The sequence below is a fragment of the Paenibacillus athensensis genome (assembly GCF_004514475.2).
Classification (GTDB): domain Bacteria; phylum Bacillota; class Bacilli; order Paenibacillales; family NBRC-103111; genus Paenibacillus_AL; species Paenibacillus_AL athensensis.
The window spans coordinates 515,341-532,671 of the sequence record NZ_MYFO02000002.1 but is presented as its reverse complement, the minus strand read 5'-3'; the positions used below and the strand labels follow the sequence as shown (position 1 = coordinate 532,671).

At 53.3% G+C, this 17,331-nt stretch carries 17 protein-coding genes; 10 read left to right on the top strand and 7 right to left on the bottom strand.

The annotated features are described in order from the left end of the window. Nucleotides 1-4 precede the first annotated feature (4 nt). The 3 genes from B5M42_RS06340 to B5M42_RS06330 are packed head-to-tail and all read left to right on the top strand — an operon-like array spanning nt 5 to nt 2,530. Nucleotides 5-1,114, top strand: coding sequence for a GerAB/ArcD/ProY family transporter (locus B5M42_RS06340; RefSeq protein WP_230632735.1), 1,110 nt, complete (start codon nt 5-7; stop codon nt 1,112-1,114). Next, on the top strand, nt 1,104-2,330 hold the full coding sequence (locus B5M42_RS06335; protein ID WP_134752116.1) for a Ger(x)C family spore germination protein: 1,227 nt from the start codon (nt 1,104-1,106) through the stop codon (nt 2,328-2,330). Before B5M42_RS06340 ends, B5M42_RS06335 begins: the two co-directional genes overlap by 11 nt. A 5-nt stretch (nt 2,331-2,335) precedes the next feature. After that, nucleotides 2,336-2,530, top strand: a complete 195-nt coding sequence (locus B5M42_RS06330) for a hypothetical protein (RefSeq protein ID WP_134752114.1) — start codon at nt 2,336-2,338, stop codon at nt 2,528-2,530. Between the two features lie 68 nt (nt 2,531-2,598). Here B5M42_RS06330 and B5M42_RS06325 read toward each other — a convergent pair whose 3' ends face one another. Next, entirely contained in the window at nt 2,599-3,252 is a 654-nt protein-coding gene (locus B5M42_RS06325; RefSeq protein ID WP_407946111.1) for a response regulator, read from the bottom strand. 307 nt (nt 3,253-3,559) lie between these two features. Between B5M42_RS06325 and B5M42_RS06320 the strand changes: the two genes are divergently transcribed. The 7 genes from B5M42_RS06320 to B5M42_RS06290 are packed head-to-tail and all read left to right on the top strand — an operon-like array spanning nt 3,560 to nt 11,207. Continuing rightward, entirely contained in the window at nt 3,560-4,477 is a 918-nt protein-coding gene (locus B5M42_RS06320; protein ID WP_209280688.1) for a decaprenyl-phosphate phosphoribosyltransferase, read from the top strand. Further along, nucleotides 4,474-5,814, top strand: a complete 1,341-nt coding sequence (locus B5M42_RS06315) for a lipopolysaccharide biosynthesis protein (protein WP_167689816.1) — start codon at nt 4,474-4,476, stop codon at nt 5,812-5,814. Before B5M42_RS06320 ends, B5M42_RS06315 begins: the two co-directional genes overlap by 4 nt. Next, nucleotides 5,814-6,668, top strand: a complete 855-nt coding sequence (locus B5M42_RS06310; RefSeq protein ID WP_167689814.1) for a glycosyltransferase family 2 protein — start codon at nt 5,814-5,816, stop codon at nt 6,666-6,668. Before B5M42_RS06315 ends, B5M42_RS06310 begins: the two co-directional genes overlap by 1 nt. A 16-nt stretch (nt 6,669-6,684) precedes the next feature. Further along, complete coding sequence (locus B5M42_RS06305; protein WP_134752106.1) at nt 6,685-7,683, top strand: glycosyltransferase; 999 nt, start codon at nt 6,685-6,687, stop codon at nt 7,681-7,683. Nucleotides 7,684-7,687: 4 nt separating this feature from the next. Further along, the gene (locus B5M42_RS06300; protein ID WP_134752104.1) at nt 7,688-8,734 is read left to right on the top strand and encodes an NAD-dependent epimerase/dehydratase family protein; all 1,047 of its coding nucleotides are present in this window, start codon (nt 7,688-7,690) and stop codon (nt 8,732-8,734) included. 21 nt (nt 8,735-8,755) lie between these two features. Further along, a complete protein-coding gene (locus B5M42_RS06295) occupies nt 8,756-10,171 on the top strand; it encodes an aspartate aminotransferase family protein (RefSeq protein ID WP_134752102.1) in 1,416 nt (471 codons plus the stop codon). Between the two features lie 10 nt (nt 10,172-10,181). Then, on the top strand, nt 10,182-11,207 hold the full coding sequence (locus tag B5M42_RS06290) for an endonuclease/exonuclease/phosphatase family protein (protein ID WP_134752100.1): 1,026 nt from the start codon (nt 10,182-10,184) through the stop codon (nt 11,205-11,207). A gap of 222 nt (nt 11,208-11,429) precedes the next feature. Here the strand turns inward: B5M42_RS06290 and B5M42_RS25270 are convergent, their stop codons facing one another. From B5M42_RS25270 to B5M42_RS06270, 6 genes are all read right to left on the bottom strand, one after another. Beyond that, nucleotides 11,430-11,558, bottom strand: coding sequence for a hypothetical protein (locus B5M42_RS25270; protein WP_268999085.1), 129 nt, complete (start codon nt 11,556-11,558; stop codon nt 11,430-11,432). Between the two features lie 269 nt (nt 11,559-11,827). Continuing rightward, nucleotides 11,828-14,359, bottom strand: a complete 2,532-nt coding sequence (locus B5M42_RS06285; RefSeq protein WP_134752098.1) for a DNA internalization-related competence protein ComEC/Rec2 — start codon at nt 14,357-14,359, stop codon at nt 11,828-11,830. Between the two features lie 316 nt (nt 14,360-14,675). After that, nucleotides 14,676-15,188 carry a deoxycytidylate deaminase gene (locus B5M42_RS06280; RefSeq protein WP_134752096.1) on the bottom strand — a complete coding sequence of 171 codons (513 nt, stop codon included), beginning with the start codon at nt 15,186-15,188 and terminating at the stop codon, nt 14,676-14,678. Nucleotides 15,189-15,203: 15 nt separating this feature from the next. After that, nucleotides 15,204-16,496: a homocysteine synthase gene (locus tag B5M42_RS06275; RefSeq protein ID WP_134752094.1), complete on the bottom strand. Its 1,293-nt coding sequence runs from the start codon at nt 16,494-16,496 to the stop codon at nt 15,204-15,206. 69 nt (nt 16,497-16,565) lie between these two features. Further along, nucleotides 16,566-16,814, bottom strand: a complete 249-nt coding sequence (locus B5M42_RS25700; RefSeq protein WP_407946115.1) for a ComEA family DNA-binding protein — start codon at nt 16,812-16,814, stop codon at nt 16,566-16,568. Further along, a complete protein-coding gene (locus B5M42_RS06270; RefSeq protein ID WP_230632731.1) occupies nt 16,757-17,041 on the bottom strand; it encodes a hypothetical protein in 285 nt (94 codons plus the stop codon). The genes B5M42_RS25700 and B5M42_RS06270 overlap by 58 nt, the downstream gene beginning before the upstream one ends. Between the last annotated feature and the right edge of the window lie 290 nt (nt 17,042-17,331).

The window sequence follows — 17,331 nt, the reverse complement described above, 5'->3', positions numbered from 1 at the left end:
CATTATGAAAGCTTTCGAATACGGAGATCAGGAAATTTCGTCCGCGCAAATGGCGATTACGATCGCTTCTATTTTGATCGATGTCGGCATTTTGAATTTGCCGCGCGAAGTCGCCGAAGTTACGGAAGCCTCAGACGGCTGGATATCGATTGCCGCTGCAGGACTGATCGCTGTCGCTTGCGCCTGGATCATCGGCAAGCTGGCGATTCGCGTAGGCACCAAGGGCTTGTACGGCTACAGCGCGTCCGTCATCACCAAGCCGCTTGCATCGATTTTTATGCTCGGTTTAAGCGTCTACTTCCTGCTGTTCTCATCATACGAGGTCCGGTCAATCGCCAATACGTCCAAGCAATATTTGTTTGAACAGACGCCTGCAGAAGTGATCGCGCTCATATTTCTGCTTGTCGTGGCTTATGCCGTCAGCGGGACGCGCGTCGGATTGATTCGCTTGAATGTGCTGTTTCTGCCTCTGGTCATTGTGATCGCGATAATCGTGACCTTTTGCAGCTATTCGATATTTTCCTTTGGCGATCTCAAACCGTTTTTCATTTCGGATTGGAAGCAGATCGTTCATGGAATGAAACGCAGCGAATATCCGTACCTCGGCTTTGAAACGATCCTTATATATATTTCGATCATGAACAAGCCCAAGGATGCTCCCAAAGCCGCCATGCTCGGGGTGATCGTGCCAACCGTGCTTTATTTGCTGATCTATATTACAGCAGTCGGCGTATTCTCGAACGCCTCACTGCGCGAAATCAAATACCCGACACTGGAGCTGGCCAAAGAGGTTCGCGTGCCGGGACAATTTTTCGAAAGATTTGAATCGATGCTGTTTACGATCTGGCTATTGACCGTATTTAACACGATGAGCATGGCGTTTGATTCGGCCATTTATTGTCTTAGCTCCCTGTTCCGCAAGGTGAAGCGGACGACCTGGGTCATTGCGCTTTGCCCACTTATTTATTTGACCTGTATGGTGCCGCAGGACAACGTCGACTTCGATTTGCTCGGCAAGCTGGTCTGTGATTTCGCCAACGTATTTGCTTATGGAGCGCCCATTCTTATTCTGCTGATCAGTCTGGTGCGAAGGAGGAAATCTCATGTTCCTTAAAAAGCTGGTACAAGCAGCAGGCTGCTGCGCCTGTCTGATGCTTGCGGGCTGCTGGGACCGGGTGGAAATCGACCAGCGCGGCTTTGTTGTCGGCATCGCTATCGACGAATCGGAAGAGCGTAACACACGTTATTTGGGTACTTACCAGTTCGTTGTCCCTGGAGGACTCAAGATGAGCAGCCCTTCCGGATCAAGCTCGTACGATACGCAAGCCTATATGAATTTGGGTACGACGGAAAGCTCCATGTCCGCGTTAAGCGCCAAAATGGCCAGCGAAACGAGCCGCTCTCCTTATTTCGAGCATTTGAAACTGATCATTGTTTCTGATTCGCTGGCGCGAAAGCCAGAGGAATTTTCCAGCATCATGGATTATTTCCTGCGAAATAGCGAAATGCGCCGCGGCATTAAAGTGCTGATCGCTGATGGCAGCGCTCTGAGTGTCTTGAGCACCAAACCAAAAAGTGAGCGTATTCCCGCCTCCTATATCGAGTCGATTGTGAATAACAACCGAAAAACAACCTACATGCTGCCGGAAACGGCAATCGGACAAATTCATGAATATTTGATGCGCAAGGAAAGCTACGTCGTGCAACGAATTGCCAACACGCAAAAACAAGGCGTATCCGTATCGGGGTGCGCGATTTTTGACGGCAATTCCAACCGTATGGTGGGTCAACTGAACGGGCAGGAAACGCAAGGGCTAAATATGATAAAAGGTCAAATCAAAGGAGGTGTTTTGGAGGCCGCGGAAGGTGTAAACCGTGTTGATTTTCTGATTGAACGCGGGAAGCGCACGATACGTTATGAAAAATCAGGTAATCGGTTTATTTTCCATATCAACATCCAGTTGGAAGGCGTGCTGGATAAATCCCCAAACTCGATCAACTTTATGAAAAAACCAACGATTGTGGAAACGGAAGAAATATTGGAGCGGAAAATGCAAGCTATTTGCTATGAAACCATTCACAAATTACAGCAAACATACCGTAAAGATGTGCTTGGGTTGGGCATGTATTTGTATGAAAATCACTACAAGGTCTGGAAGCCGATCGCTGCCAATTGGGACAATGGCGAAAACCTGTTTTCGCAAGCCGATATTCAGGTGCATACGAACGTAATTCTCCGCCGTATCGGCAACATCAACAAAAGCCACAGTCATGAAAATAAAATGGATGAAGCCAACAAGAACAAAACCAACAACGACGATGGAGAGTGAGCGCTATGTGGGAAACGTTTTTGGGCCGAATACCGACCAAGCTGGTGATGAGCTGCGCGCTGCTGTCCGGACTGATTCCGCTGGTTGTCGGCTGGCTGGTGCGCAAGCTGCACGAAGCAGGCACGCCGCCTTGGAAGCGGGCCGAGCAAATGGCCGCTCCCGATCAGGGGCAAAAGCAATCTGAAGATCCGACAGCATGAAATCCGGGAGAAGAAGAAAAAATCACTCTGCGGGGCGTTGATGTCTCGCACAGTGACTCTCCTTTTGACTATCCGGTTATTTTTTTATCTGTCTGATTTTTGGCAGTGAACAGCCCCCGCCGGTTGACTTTCATAATCGCTTCCTTGCAGCTCGAAACGCCGAGCTTCTTCAGCATGGAATTGACCTGATTCTTGAGCGTACGCTCGGATTTGAGCATCATTTCCGCCATTTGCGGCAGCGTTACGCCCATCTGCACCTGCTCGTACACGCTTCGTTCGGCCGGCGTCAGCGCCTGCAGCTGCTCTTCCCGCTTCAAGCGCCGGTAGTCGCGCAGCACAACTTCAAAGGCCGGCGTTTCCTGCACGCAGGCCCGAATGGCGCGCGGCAGCTCGGACAGCCGCTCCTTTTGCAAAAATTGCACAGCGCCAGCGGTAAAAGCCTGCAAAATCAGATCATTGGCGTCCAGAGCGCTTAACATGATCATTTTGACCTGCTTTTTTTCGAAAATTTCGACAGCCGCATAAATGCCGTCATACGGACTGTTGGTCAAAAACAAATCCATCAGCACGACGTCGACGTCCAGCTTCTCCACCAGCTCCACGGCATCTTTGCGCGTGCCGGCCATACCCACCACTTCAAAATCGTTTTCCTCGTTCAGAAAAGCCGGGATTAACTTTAACCAGTCAGGATGATCTTCGACGACCAAAATCTTGATAGGCACTATCATACCCCCCTTTTGCTAAATCAGAGAATAATAGTTTTATCTTAAACAATTGACGCCGAAAATGCAATATTTTGTATGATTTAGTATTTTTAAACTGCGCTGCATCGACCTTTTTCACGTTAACTTTATAAAAAATTACATTAAATGTCAACGCTTCCACGAACGGTACTAAAAAAGTTGGTACTGCACGCGTTGATTTTTTTGCCATATAGTTAGGTCGTGTAAATCGATATCCATTCACCATCAGTCAGCAAAGGAGGGAAATCAGGTACGAACGAAATCTGAACGAAAAGAGATGATCGTTTTGCATTTTTCTCCAAAAGTCGAAGAAACTCGACTGTACATCGAGAAGATGAACGTGATCCGACATTTTTTACAGCTTTTCCGCATCAAGCAGTGGACGAAAAACATTTTCGTTTTTTCCGGACTGCTGCTGTCGCTGGATACGCTGGACTGGACGGCCGTCGGCCGCTCGCTGCTCGCTTTTTTACTGTTTTGTTGCATATCCAGCTCCGTTTATATCCTGAACGACATGGTCGACATCGAAAAGGACCGGCTGCACCCCAGAAAGAAGCTCCGTCCGCTTCCGTCCGGCTCGATCAAGCTGCGGCACGCTGTGGCCGCCCTGCTCCTGCTGGGACCGTGTACGCTCGTCGCTTCGTTTTGGCTCAATCCGCAGTTCGGCTGCGTCGTCGCCGCTTATTTTTTGCTGAATGTGAGCTATTGCTTCAAGCTCAAGGATTATGTTTTCGTCGATGTCATTATCATCTCTACAGGCTTCGTCCTGCGTGCGCTTTCGGGCATCTTTGTCGTCGAAGGGCGATTGTCGCTGTGGTTTCTGCTTGCGATTGCTTTTCTGACGCTGTTTCTCGGTCTGAACAAACGGAAGAAGGAAATATTGACGCTGGCCGAAGGCTCGCATCATCATCGCAAAAATCTCGATAAGTATTCGATTGCGCTGATCAACGAAATTATTCCGATGTTGACTTCCTGCACCATTTTGTCCTATTCATTTTTCATCATTTACGAAACGGGCTCCAAGCTGATGATCGTGACCATTCCGATGGCGCTGTACGGCATTTTGCGTTACCAGTACCTGACGAGCCGCACGGATTACGGGGAAAGTCCGGAGCTAGTGCTGCTCAAGGACAAGCCCATCGTCCTGATCATGCTCCTGTGGCTTGTTGTCTACGTCTCGCTGCTCGGGCAGCCGTTCCTGTGAGAAGAACAGCGCCGAACGGACCGGGCAAAAGCGCGCTGCAGCTGTGGGACAGGCTGCTTGCGCTGCGCCATAACCGCGATATCTCCAGCTTTTTCAGCCGGTTGAGCATTGTATTCATATTCCGTCTGCTGTCGGCGGCGCTGAATTTGCTTGGCTTGACGCTGGCAGCCCGCTATCAGGGGGTGACGGCCCTCGGCGATATCGTTACTGTGCAAAACGCCGCTTACTTTCTGATCATTCCGATCGTTATTGGCGTACCGTTCTCAATCATCAAATATTTGCCGCTCGCAGCGCCGGCCGACGCCAAGCGGCTGATCGGCTCGGTCTGGACGTGGAATTTGCTGTTGACGGCAGGCTTCCTGCTTCTGTATGTGCTGCTGGCAGCCTGGTTTTCGGGATGGACGCACCTCTCCCCGCTGAAATGGGGGCTGAGCGTATCGCTCGCGGTCGCGCTCAATTTTTCTACCGTACTGGAAGCGGTGCTGCGAGCGCAAAACAAATTTTTTCTGCTAAGCGCCAGCAAAATGATCGGTACCGTCGTGTTTTTCCTGATCGTGCTGCTTTACGCTCCCAAGGCGGACAATTTCTCCTACTTCATCGGCGCGCTGGTTGCCAATTTCGCTATATTTGCCGTCATTGCCTGGTTCGGTTCAGGCATTCGCAGCTTTGGCTTCTCCTGGCCGATGTCCCGCAAGCTGTACGGCTTCGGAGCCATCAACATGGTGAGCGGCACACTGTCGATGCTGCTGTTTTCCAGCGACTTGTTTATCGTCAATTACTTCTGCTCGGCTTACGATGTCGGGGTATACTCCGTTTATCAAATCAACGTGCGAAATTTTTTCAATCTGATGTTTTTTGAGGTATTTGCTGTCGTGTTTCTGCCGGCAATTGCCCACATGGACAAGATCCGCATCTACAAAACCGTGCTGCGTATGATCCCTTGGCTGCTGCCGTTATCCGTCGCCGCCAACGCCGTCTTATGCCTGCTGCTTTTGTTCATGTACGGCTCCGGCTACACGCTCCATTGGACATACGTAGGTTTTGTTTCCGCCAGCACAGGCTTCCATTTTATCTACTGGGTGTTCAATTCCGTATTCACGATCGAAGGCCGCAAGGGAGCAACGCTGAACCTGATCGTTCTCGGATTGCCGCTGCCCCTGCTGCTGCTCGCAACCGTCGGACTGACCATGAAATTCGGCATCACGGGAACGATGCTCGCTTCGCTGCTCACACAGTTGGTGCTGCTCGGTACGTTCATCCTGTTCATCCAGCGCCGCTACTTGCCCGGCGAAGCCGGAAAAACCGCTATCCCAAGCAAGGAGGTTTCCGCAAATTGATGAAGCTAAGCATTGTCATTCCCACCAAGGACAAGCTCTCCCGTCTCAAGCTGACGCTGCAGGCGCTCGAAGCGCAAATGGACGCAAATTCAGAGGTCGTGATCGTCTTTGACGGCTGCGAGCCGTCGATGGTGGAGCAATTCGCTCTGATTCCCTTTTCCTTCACTCCGGTAACGGTGGTCTGCGCGCGCAATGTCGGACGCGCCGCAGCCCGCAATTTGGGCGTCAAGCACGCATCGGGCGATATCATCGTGTTTCTCGACGACGACCGCGTACCTGCGGACGATTTTATCCGCAAACATCGCGAGGGGCACCGCACGCCTTGCGTGCTGCTTGGCGGCCGGCAGGATTCGCTGGTCTCCGAATTTGAAATCGAAGCCCTGTTCCGTCACGGCAAGGTGAGCCATACGGAAAGAATCCTGAAGGAGAAGCTGACCGACGGGGAGCTGCACAAGCCAATGCCGATCAGACTGAACAGCCGATTTAATTGGCTGTTGTTTTATACAGGCAATGTGTCATTGGAGAAGCGCCATTTCGAGCAAGCCGGCGGCTTTGACGAACAATTTCAGGGTTGGGGCCACGAGGACCTTGATCTGGGCATCCGGCTTTCGCTGATCGGCGTTCCCTTTTCGCGTGATAACAGTATCACTGCCTATCATTTGCTGCACGACAGCAGCTTCAATATCGCCGAACGGACGAAGCAATCGCTGAAAAACCTGAAATACATGATGGGGAAATACAAATACAGTCTTGTCTATTGGGTGCTCACTTTATTTTATATCAAGATCAGGCTTGTCGGCATGCAGATCAACCAATCGCTGATCAAGGAAAAGAAAGCCGGCTTGAGCAAATAACGAAAGGAGCTCTTTCATGGAACGCAAACCGCTCGTATCGGTTGTTATACCGAATTACAACTATGCCAAAACGCTGCCCCGCTGCTTGGATTCATTGATGCAGCAGACGTATCAGCCGCTGGAAATTATCGTCGTTGACGACGGCAGTACCGACAATTCGGTGGAGATTATTCAGAAATATCCGTGCAAGCTGATTCGCACGCAAAATAAAGGCGTTTCGTCAGCACGCAATACCGGCGTCGCCGAATCGGCCGGAGAAATCGTTTTTTTCCTCGATAGCGACGTAGCGCTGTTTGAAGACGCGATTGCCAATACCGTGGACGCGTTCCGAAAGGACGAAACGCTGGGCTCGGTTTGCGGCATCTATGCGAAGGAGGCGCTGTTTACCGACAGCTTGTTCGAGGAATATCGCACGCTGCAGGGCTACTATTGGCGCAAAAGCTCAGAGGGCTATGTAACTGCCGGATTTTTTTCGCTCGGTGCGGTTAAAAAATCGGTATTTATCGAGCTTGGCGGGTTCAACGAAAACCTGAACAACTCGGAGGACATCGAATTCGGTCACCGGCTGAATATCAACTATCGGCTGCTGCTGACCAGCACCGTCATGGGCTACCACGACGACGAGCATGAATTCAAGCGACTGGCCCGTAAAATGCACGAACGCGCACGCCAGCGAGTGCCATTTTATTTTCATCGTAAAAAGTTTACAAAGGGCTTTGAAACGCCGCTGCGCGGCATCGGCATGATGTTTGTCGGATTAAGCAGCGTCGCGCTGCCACTCTCGCTCGTCCATCCGCTTTTTTTCGGACTGTTTCTGGCTTCGCTGCTCATTTTCCTGCTGACCGATTTTGGTCAATACACCTTTGTGTTCAAGGAAAAAGGCCCGCTGTTTACGATGTATTTTATCGTTGTCCACTGGCTGATTACGGCCGTCGTCTTCTGGGGCTTTGTCCGCGGTCTGTTCGAATTTGCGACCAGCAAAGATTTCCGTCTGAAATATAGCTACGGGGAGTAAAAAGATGAGAAAAAGAGTGCTGATTACCGGCAACAGCGGCGTTTTGGGTAAAAATCTCGTCCACTATCTGGAGCGGCAGTACAATGGCGAATACGAGCTGGTGCTCTTTGATATCGCCCAAAGCACCGAGCATACGGCCCGATACGCAACCTTTACGGGAGACATTCGCGATCCTGTCATCGTGCGCGAGCTGATGAAGGATATCGACATTGTCGTACACTGCGCCTCGGCTTCACCGTCGTTTCCCGAAGCGGATATTCTTGATATCATCATCGGCGGCACCGGCAACCTGCTCGACTGCGCCTTCCGCGACAATCAAGTCGAGCGGTTCGTGTATATCTCCTCGACCTCGGTTTATGGTGTCCCGGAGAAGGCGCCGACCTTGGAAACGGATGAAGTAAAACCCTACGACGCCTATAACAAAGGCAAAATTCAGGCTGAAGCCCTTTGCTCGGCTTGGCGAGACCGCGGCAAATGCGTCACCGTGCTGCGTCCACGCTCGTTCCTTGGTCCGCACCGGCTCGGAACGTTCGCCATTCTCTATGAATGGGCCAGCGAAGGCCGTCATTTCCCGATGCTTGGACCGGGCAGCAACCGTTACCAGCTGCTGGATGTCGAAGACTTGTGCCAGGCCGTCTATTTGGCGATGTCCGGCGATCCGGCCAAGGTCAGCGATTTGTTCAACATCGGCGCAGGCGAGTTCACCACGATCAAAGAAGATTACCAGGCCGTGCTGGACGAAGCGGGCTTCGGCAAACGGATCATCAGCCTGCCGGCCCGTCCGATGCTGCTGATTTTGCAGGTGCTGGAGAAGCTGAAGCTATCCCCTTTTTACAAGCGACTTTATATGAAGCTGAATCGCGATTATTACGTCTCGCTGGACAAGGCGGCAACGAAGCTCGGCTATCGGCCGGTGTACTCGAACAAGCAATCGCTGATCCGCAATTACCACTGGTATATGGAAAATCGCAAAAACGCCAAAAGTCCCGGCCTCGGCAACAATGCCGTATGGAATCAGGGCGTGCTGAAATACGCTAAAATTTTCTTTTAATCCGGAAGGGAGCAATCCGTTATGCCAACCTTGCAAGGCTTGAAATTGATGTCAGTCGAAGACGCGGATCAAATGAGCGAGAAAGAAAATTTGCGCCTGTTTAAAAAACATCTCGGCGGCAATCTCGGTAAAATGCTGTCGATGCTTGGCTTTGGGGATTCCATTCCGGTCAAAGCCGAAGGTATGTATATCACCTTGAGCGACGGACGGAAGATCCTCGACATGACCGGCCACGTCGGCGTGCTGGTCGCCGGACACAACCACCCGCGCATTTTGGAGGCGCGCCGCAAATGGGCTGAGCGCAAAGGACTGGAAACGTGGAAGTTTTTCCCTTCCCCCTACCAAGCCGCATTATGCCACAATCTGTCGCTGATCTTTCCAGAGGATCTGGAGGTTGTGTTTTTTTGCAACAGCGGCGCGGAGGCGAATGAGGGAGCGATGAAGCTGGCGGAAAAATACGCCGGTCCTGATCGTAATTTGATCGTATACACAGATATTTCCTTCCACGGTAAAACGCACGCCACATTGACCGTATCCGGCTCGGAAAAGCATCAAAATCACCATTTTCATCAAATCGACAACTGCGTCATGGTCAAATATGGCGACATCGACGATTTGCGCCGCGTTGTTGAAGCCCACAAAACCGGCAAAAACAGCTCGCGAGTTGGAACGTTTATCGTGGAAGCAATCCGCACGGAAGGCGTCGTCATTCCCGACCGCGACTATTTCAAGCAGGTGCGCCAGCTTTGCGATGAATACGATATCGTGCTTATTTTTGATGAAATTTATACCGGCTTCGGTCGAACCGGCAAAATGTTCGCGTTCGAGCATTTTGGCGTCAGTCCGGACATCTGTTCATTTTCCAAGGCGTTTGGCGGAGGCAAAGCGACGTTTGCCGCTTTTATAGCCCGGCCGCGCATCTACAGCAAGGCGTATCCGAAAATGAACGAAGCCACGCTTCATTCGACCACCTACAACGGCTACGGCGAAGAAATCGTTTCGGCGCTGGAGGTGCTGCACATTTTAAACGATGAGCGGCTCGTGGAAAATTCCGAAGACATGGGCCGTTACCTGCTCAGCCGTCTGCAGGAGGTCAAAAAAGAATTTCCGGATATCGTTGCCGACGTCGGTGGAATCGGCTTGCTGACATGCATCAAATTCAAGACCAAGGGCGAAAAGCTGATGCGCCTGATCTCCAGCGCTGGCACCGAGTATATGGAGAAATTCGTCACCGGCGCCATTATTACGACGCTGCTCAAGCAATACAATATTTTGACATTTACGCCGCCGCACGATTCGGCCCAGCTGCTGATCACGCCGAGTCTGATCATTGGCAAGGAGCATATCGACTACTTTATTGAGTCGCTGAAAAAGGTGCTTTCCGGCAGCTTGTGGAAGGTCGGACTCGATTATGTCAAAAAATTAAGCGAATCTTAAAGGAGACGTCATGAAATTACGCTGGAAGCATTATACCGTTATTGCCGTAGTGATCATCTCGTTCATCTGCAGCTGGCTGATCGCCGGGCGGCTGTTCTGGTGGAACGTCGTCGGCAGTGTACCTACCCTGTTTCTGCTCCTGCTGCCTGTTCTGGTTGCTTTGCTCGCCATTAGGGAAAAGCGCAAGCTGTTTTATTTTTTAAGCTCTTTCATTTTGCTGCTGGGTTTGTTGCCGCGCATCGATATCAATCTCCACGCGTTTAGCGCTTCGCCGGAGGTCAACGACCCCGGTGCAATTAAAATAATGGGCTGGAATACGGAGCTGTGGGACCAGATTGACGAAGACGACAGCATTTATGATTTTATCAAGCAACAAAATCAGGATATTTACGTGTTGCAGGAATACGAATACATTACCAAGGACTGGGAGCCCTATTTGATTGACCGCAGCAAGGAGCTGCGCGACAATTTCCCCGATTATCAAATCATGACGATAGATCAATTTGTCGTGATCAGCAAATATCCAATTCTTGACCATCAGCTTTCCGCGTCGAAGCAGGTTTTGCTGCTGCACCTGAATGTGAACGGACGGACCTTGTCGATCGTCAATGTCCATTTGCGGCCGCATGTTGACTTGGGCAACGGGCTGCTGTCGCCGATTTTCTGGAACTATGTCAAAGAACGCCATCAAATCCGCACCCAAGGCTTGGATGAAATCCAACAATTCGTCAAGCAAGAGAACGGCCAATCGCTGATCGTCACCGGCGATTTTAATACGACGCTGCTGATGGGCGGACTGGAGACGCTGCGCAGCGAGTTGAGCGACGCTGTCAAGCATTCGAAAGAAATCGTGCCGACGACGTGGGAATCGAAGGATTTTGTGCCAAGCTCATGGAAGGAAAATGGCATTTTCTGGTGGCGAATCGATCATTTTCTTTACAATAAAAAGGTCGATGTGCTTTCGTACGATACGCGCAAGGATACCAAGCTGTCCGATCACAAAGCGATGCTGATCCAGTTAAAGCTCGTCAATTAGCTATTCGTCAAAAGCTCCAGCTTCCGCCATGCTGCGGGGGCTGTTTTTTAATTTCACAGGAAAAAATTGTTTTAAAGCAACTCGGAACGGGTCCGTATCTGCTGATCTGCAGGCAGGTTCAGGCAAGTCCAGGCCGGATTCATGCCCATCGGTTCCTGTCAGGCCTGTTGCTCATTCAGCTCAAACCACTGCAGGGCCTCGACGCGCGTACAAGGCTGAAAGTCAAGCTGCTCCAGTGGAGACCATAACGAATGACCAATCGCCGCTTTGCCGTTTTGCCAGGATATCAAATTGCCGCAACGCTTCAGCGTCGGTCAAGGATTGAGCAATAATAATGCCCAGATAAGTCATGAAAATCCCTCCATGCTATACATCTCAAGATTAACATCCTAAATTTTACCATTTTATATGTTTTCCGTATAGTCTTCTTCTCGCAAAGATCGGGTCCGCATCTGCCCGTCGCTATGTGGCAAACTGGCATGCCGAAAGACGTGTGCGGGGAAGACTCGTGTGCCCAAAAGAGGTGCCGGAATGGGCACTGAAACGTGATTCGGAAGAAGGCATAGGGTGCCGAGATTCTCATGCAAACTCGGGATGAGCGACAAACTATTTTGCCGATTTCACGGCGGCTGCAGCATCGTTCGCACCTTGATGTGCCCCTGCACGACGCGCAGTTGGATTTCGCCTCTTTGATCGGTGCGCAATACCTGAATACCGGCTAGTCCCAGCCGGGTCAATACGTCAGGAGACGGATGACCGTAGCTGTTCGTAGCTCCAACGGAGATGACCGCTGTACGCGGACGCCAGTAATCCAGCCATGCCTGAGTGGTTGAGGTTTTGCTGCCGTGATGGGCGATTTTCAGCACGTCGACGGAAGCGCCTGCCGCCGCCGCGGGAAGTGGATTGGCTTCGAGGTGCTGCAGCACGGCGGTTTCCGTTTCTTTTTCCATGTCGCCGGTAAACAGCCAGCGGGTTCCTTCCATCTCTAGCACAAATACAACGGACGCGTTGTTTTGCTCTGCCTGTACCTCAACTTGCGCTTGAGCGGACGAAAACGGGTGCAGCCAGGTCAACGTCGTCTGCCGATCGATTTGCATGCGTTCCCCAGCCTCGGCGGGGAGCAGCGGGATGCGCTTGTCCAAAGCCGTCTGAAACAGTTTTTGAATGTCCCGGTTTGGCTTGTACGTACCGTTAAACCACAGCTGGCGAACCGGCAGCTGCTCAACAACGGCTTGCAGTCCGCCGCTATGGTCGGCGTCTTCATGCGTCATGATCAGCATGTCGATGTGATGAACACCGCGTTTTTTGAGCAACGGAACAAGCAGCTTGGCACCGACCTCGAAGGGCCGCTTGCGCTTTCTCCACTCCTCGCCGGGCCGGCTGAAGTCCAGCGTGCCGCCCCCGTCGATCAGTAGATGTTTGCCTGACGGCGTGCGGATCAGGATGCTGTCCCCTTGACCGACATCGATGAATTGCACCAGCCCGTCATGTGAAAAACGCTGCGGGTTGTAACCGATCCACAGCAGCAGCAGAAGCCCGCAGCCGATTAGAGCAAGCTGCAAGGGATGCGACAGCAGCGGCTTTTCGGCAAGCGGATCGACCGCCAGCCGTTTTTGGCGGCGTAATGCGATGTACAACATGGCCAACAAACCGAAATACGCCGCAATCCAGACCAACGAAGGCGACGGCCAAACCGTCAGCAGCGCGCTCCCTTCCTGCATGCGGTCGGTAAGCCAAAAAACGGCTTGATTCAGCCAACCGACCACCTTGCCCAACAGCTGTCCGAGCGGCATATAGAGCAGTCCTGCAACCAATGTAATCAGACCAGCGGGAAAAATAACCAAACTGATCACCGGGACCAAAGCAGCGTTGGCCAGCCAGCTCAGCAGAGAAAACTGATTAAAGTAGTAGATGGATAACGGAAAAGACACCGCTTGTGAAACCAGCGTGATGACCAGCGTTTTGCGCAGCCACTCCGGCCGCAACCGTCCGGCCAGCGCACTGTCGACTGCCGGTACGCCGAGGATCAGGCCCAGCGTAACCAGAAACGAGAGCTGGAAGCTGACATCGAGCACATAATACGGATTCCAGAGCAGCATCGCCCAGCCGACAACCGCAACAAGGTGCAGCGCTTCATACTTCCATTTGCGACGCGTCGCGAATAATCCCAGCATCGCCATCAGCCCTGCGCGAACAATGGATGGCGAAGCGCCGGTCAACACGATGTAAACGGGCAGCAGCGCCATCGCAACTGCCAGATAGGTTTCCCGCGTGAGCCGCAGCCGGCGCATCGCCCAAATCGCCACGCCGAGAAATACCGCCACGTTCAAGCCGGAAATCGCCAGGATGTGGGTCAACCCGAGCTCAGAAAACTGCTGAAACCGCTGGGGGTCCAGATCGTCCTGCAGGCCGATCAGCATGCCTTTCATTAATCCCGCGTGCTCGCCGGGAAAAAGCACGTCCATCCGCCGGCCAAGGGCGTCGCGCAGCCCGTCGCTCGCGCGCAGCAGCGACGTCAGCCCGAACGCGAAGCGGGCCGGCACGACCTCCGCCTGCTCCGTCCCTTTGGCTGTGATCAGCCAATGGATGCGATGCAGGCGCAAATAGCGGCGGTAATCGAAACCGCCGAAGTTGCGCGCCGGCGCAGGGGCCCGCAGCTCGCCCTGCAGCGTCAGGGCGTCGCCCCGCCGCCAGCCGGCGGCTTCGTCTCGCTGCTCCGGGCGGAGCAGGCGCAGCGAGACCTGCACGCTTTCCCCGCCCATCGGCAGCGGGAAAGCGTCGTCGTTGTCGTGGAAGCGCAGCTCGTCCGCTTCCACGACAAAGCTGGCCCTGTCGCCATCGACGACGACAGGGCTGGCCACACGGCCGCGCACCGACACGGCGCTGCCGTCCAGCGCTTGCGCCTGCCCCGCGGGCGCAAGCAGCTCTGTACCATTGCGCGCATCGCGCCAATGGTAATAGCCCGCCGCTGCGCCAACGACCAGCAGCGCGCACAAGAGGCGCGCGCCAGGCAGACGCAGCGCCGCAACCAACGCTGCTGCCAATAGCAGCAGCAGCGTTGCCGTTAAGGATAACCAGGGCAGCTCCGCGTACAACGCGAGCATATATCCGGTTATCCACAAACAACCCCATAGAACAACTGGCCTTCGCATGATTTGTTCCCCCTCCTCAACAGTCTGATGAAAACCTGCGGCCAGCGGTCAATCGTGGCTTCCAGCCGCTGTTGCTTACAGTTGTTCTCTCCAGTCACACTCTCCAGTTCCCTCTCCTCATCTCCCTCTCTCCAGCCGCTTCATCACCGAACCCTCCCGAACGCAGGCCTACCTGCCGCATAACAGCGGCAACGCAAAAAACCTCTTTTGCCGGCCGACCCTGAGTCGACGGTCAAAAGAGGTTCTTCCTCTTTGTATCAAGCTGTGTAAATCCAAACGCGGCGTCTTCGGCAAAGCGGTGTCAGTCCGCTGCAGGCTAGTTGACCACCTCGGTCAACACTCCCGGCGGCGGCTCGTAAGCCGCCATTTGCCGGAAGATGATACCCCGTGACGCCATCAATCCGATCACCTTATCGCTATCTTTCGGATAAGCGCGATGAAATACAATTTCCACAATGCCACTGTTGGCCAGCATGTTCGCGCAGGTCCAGCAGGGCTGATCAGTCACGTATACCGTTGAGCCTTCGCGGTCCTCGCGGTCGGTGAAAAGCAGCAGATTTTGCTCCGCATGGATCGTGCGGATGCAGCGCTGCTTGCGCACGACCTCTTCCTTGCCTTCGACCATTTTCAGCTCGTATTCCTCGACCAGCATACAGCCCGCCTCCGTACAATCGGGCACGCCCATCGGCGCTCCGTTGTAGGCGGTGCCCAGCAGCTTCTTCCCCTGCACGAGCACCGCGCCGACATGCCGGCGGCTGCATTGGGAACGAGTCGAAGCCATATAGGCAATATCCATAAAATACGTGTCCCAATCCTTGCGATTGCTCATCCCGAGTAACGCTCCTTATTTCTGACTGGCTTGTATCGCTTGCTCCAGATCGTAGATAATATCGTCAATGCCTTCCGTGCCGATTGACAGCCGGATCATTCCCGGCGTGACGCCAGCTGACAGCTGCTCGCTTTCCGAAAGCTGCTGATGCGTCGTGCTGGCCGGATGGATGATCAGCGATTTCGAATCACCGACGTTGGCCAAATGCGAGAACAGTTGCACCGCGTCAATCACCTTGCGTCCGGCTTCCACGCCGCCCTTGATGCCAAATGTCAGAATCGCGCCTTGGCCCTTAGGCAAATATTTTTGCGCCAGCTCATAAGACGGATGGCTCGGCAAGCCCGCATAGCTCACCCATTCCACGGCTTCATGCGCTTCCAAATACTTCGCGACCTGCAGCGCGTTGGCACTGTGGCGCTCCATGCGCAAATGAAGCGTCTCCAAGCCCTGCAGCAGCATAAACGAGTTGAATGGAGAAATGGCCGCGCCCATATCGCGAAGCAACTGCACGCGCGCTTTGATGATATAGGCGATCGGACCGACCGCATCTGTATAGACAACGCCGTGGTAGCTTGGATCCGGTTCCGTCAGGCCAGGGAATTTGCCACTCGATTTCCAATCGAACTTACCGCCGTCGACGATTACGCCGCCGATCGAGGTGCCATGCCCGCCGATAAACTTCGTTGCCGAATGGACGACAATGTCAGCACCATGTTCAATCGGACGCAGCAGATACGGACTCGGGAAGGTATTGTCGACAATCAGCGGAATGCCGTTCTCGTGAGCGATGGCAGCCACAGCGGCAATATCCAGCACGTCGCCGCGCGGATTGCCGATGGTCTCGGCGTAAAGCGCCTTTGTTTTATCGGTAATCGCTGTGCGGAAATTCTCGGGATCGCTCGGATCAACAAATTTGACATCAATGCCAAGCTTGGGCAGCGTGGTCGAAAACAGGTTATAGGTTCCGCCGTAAAGACTGGAGGCAGCGACGATTTCATCGCCCGCTCCGGCGATATTGAGAATCGAATACGTGATGGCGGCTTGTCCGGAAGCTGTAGCTAAAGCAGCAGGCGCACCTTCCAGGGCTGCGATACGCTTTTCGAAAACATCCGTTGTCGGGTTCATCAAACGTGTGTAAATGTTGCCAAATTCCTTGAGCGCAAACAAGTTTGCAGCATGATCGGCATCGCGGAAGCCGTACGAGGTCGTTTGATACAATGGAACGGCACGTGACAAAGTTGTAGGGTCAATCTCCTGCCCGGCGTGGACAGCCAGCGTTTCAACAGACAATTTTCGCTCAGTAGACATCGTTTCCTATTCCTCCCAGGGTCGTTTTCCCTTCCATTCTCTCATATTTACGTCAAAAATAAAAGGAACCTAATGCGGTGCGACATATACATACGGCCGAATCTTGGCCAACAGCTTTTCACCGATGCCCTTGACATGAAGCAGATCATCAACGGATCGAAAAGGGCCGGCTGATTTGCGGTACGCTGCAATGGCCTGCGCCTTGCTCGCACCGATTCCGGGCAAGGTGTCCAACTGCTCAACCGTCGCCGTATTCAGCTCTACCCGCAGTTCCTGTGGCCCTGCTTTCGACTGTCCATTCCCGTTAACCGACGGCAAGCCCCCGCCGCGCTGCCCTGCTGCGCCACCAGCTCCCGAAGCTTCTCCAGCTCTTGCCGCTCCACCGCTACCTGCCGTTGCTCCTCCTCCCGACGCTTCATCGGCTCCCACAGCTTCTCCGGCTCCAGCCGTTCCTCCGCCTCCCGACGCTCCACCAGCTCCCACAGCTTCTCCGGCTCCTGCTGTTCCGCCGCCACCTGCCACTCCTCTCTCTCCGCTGCTTCCACGCAAAATACCGTCTTCCGCCGTCTGACCGCTGCTGGCCACCGGAGCTTCTGCCCTCTGCGGGCCCTGTTGTTCACCACGCTCACCTTGAGAAAGCCCCTTCCCCTCTACCTCAGGAGCCACCAACTGCTTCATCGGCTCATTTAACGTCTCCCAAGCGGGCATTGCGGCTTTCCCGGCAAAAATAAACGACCAGATCACATACGCCAACACTCCCGCCAACATCAAAGCGCAAGCAGCGATACCGCCTTTTCTTTTCAATAATTCCACAAATTCGCTCCCTTCAGCGCGC

Bases quoted from the DNA above. Each gene is read 5' to 3' on its own strand.
- B5M42_RS06340 (WP_230632735.1), top strand. From the start codon at position 5: ATGAAAGCTTTCGAATACGGAGATCAGGAAATTTCGTCCGCGCAAATG.
- B5M42_RS06335 (WP_134752116.1), top strand. From the start codon at position 1,104: ATGTTCCTTAAAAAGCTGGTACAAGCAGCAGGCTGCTGCGCCTGTCTG.
- B5M42_RS06330 (WP_134752114.1), top strand. From the start codon at position 2,336: ATGTGGGAAACGTTTTTGGGCCGAATACCGACCAAGCTGGTGATGAGC.
- B5M42_RS06310 (WP_167689814.1), top strand. From the start codon at position 5,814: ATGAAGCTAAGCATTGTCATTCCCACCAAGGACAAGCTCTCCCGTCTC.
- B5M42_RS06305 (WP_134752106.1), top strand. From the start codon at position 6,685: ATGGAACGCAAACCGCTCGTATCGGTTGTTATACCGAATTACAACTAT.
- B5M42_RS06300 (WP_134752104.1), top strand. From the start codon at position 7,688: ATGAGAAAAAGAGTGCTGATTACCGGCAACAGCGGCGTTTTGGGTAAA.
- B5M42_RS06295 (WP_134752102.1), top strand. From the start codon at position 8,756: ATGCCAACCTTGCAAGGCTTGAAATTGATGTCAGTCGAAGACGCGGAT.
- B5M42_RS06290 (WP_134752100.1), top strand. From the start codon at position 10,182: ATGAAATTACGCTGGAAGCATTATACCGTTATTGCCGTAGTGATCATC.
- B5M42_RS25270 (WP_268999085.1), bottom strand. From the start codon at position 11,558: ATGACTTATCTGGGCATTATTATTGCTCAATCCTTGACCGACGCTGAA.
- B5M42_RS06285 (WP_134752098.1), bottom strand. From the start codon at position 14,359: ATGCGAAGGCCAGTTGTTCTATGGGGTTGTTTGTGGATAACCGGATAT.
- B5M42_RS06280 (WP_134752096.1), bottom strand. From the start codon at position 15,188: ATGAGCAATCGCAAGGATTGGGACACGTATTTTATGGATATTGCCTAT.
- B5M42_RS06275 (WP_134752094.1), bottom strand. From the start codon at position 16,496: ATGTCTACTGAGCGAAAATTGTCTGTTGAAACGCTGGCTGTCCACGCC.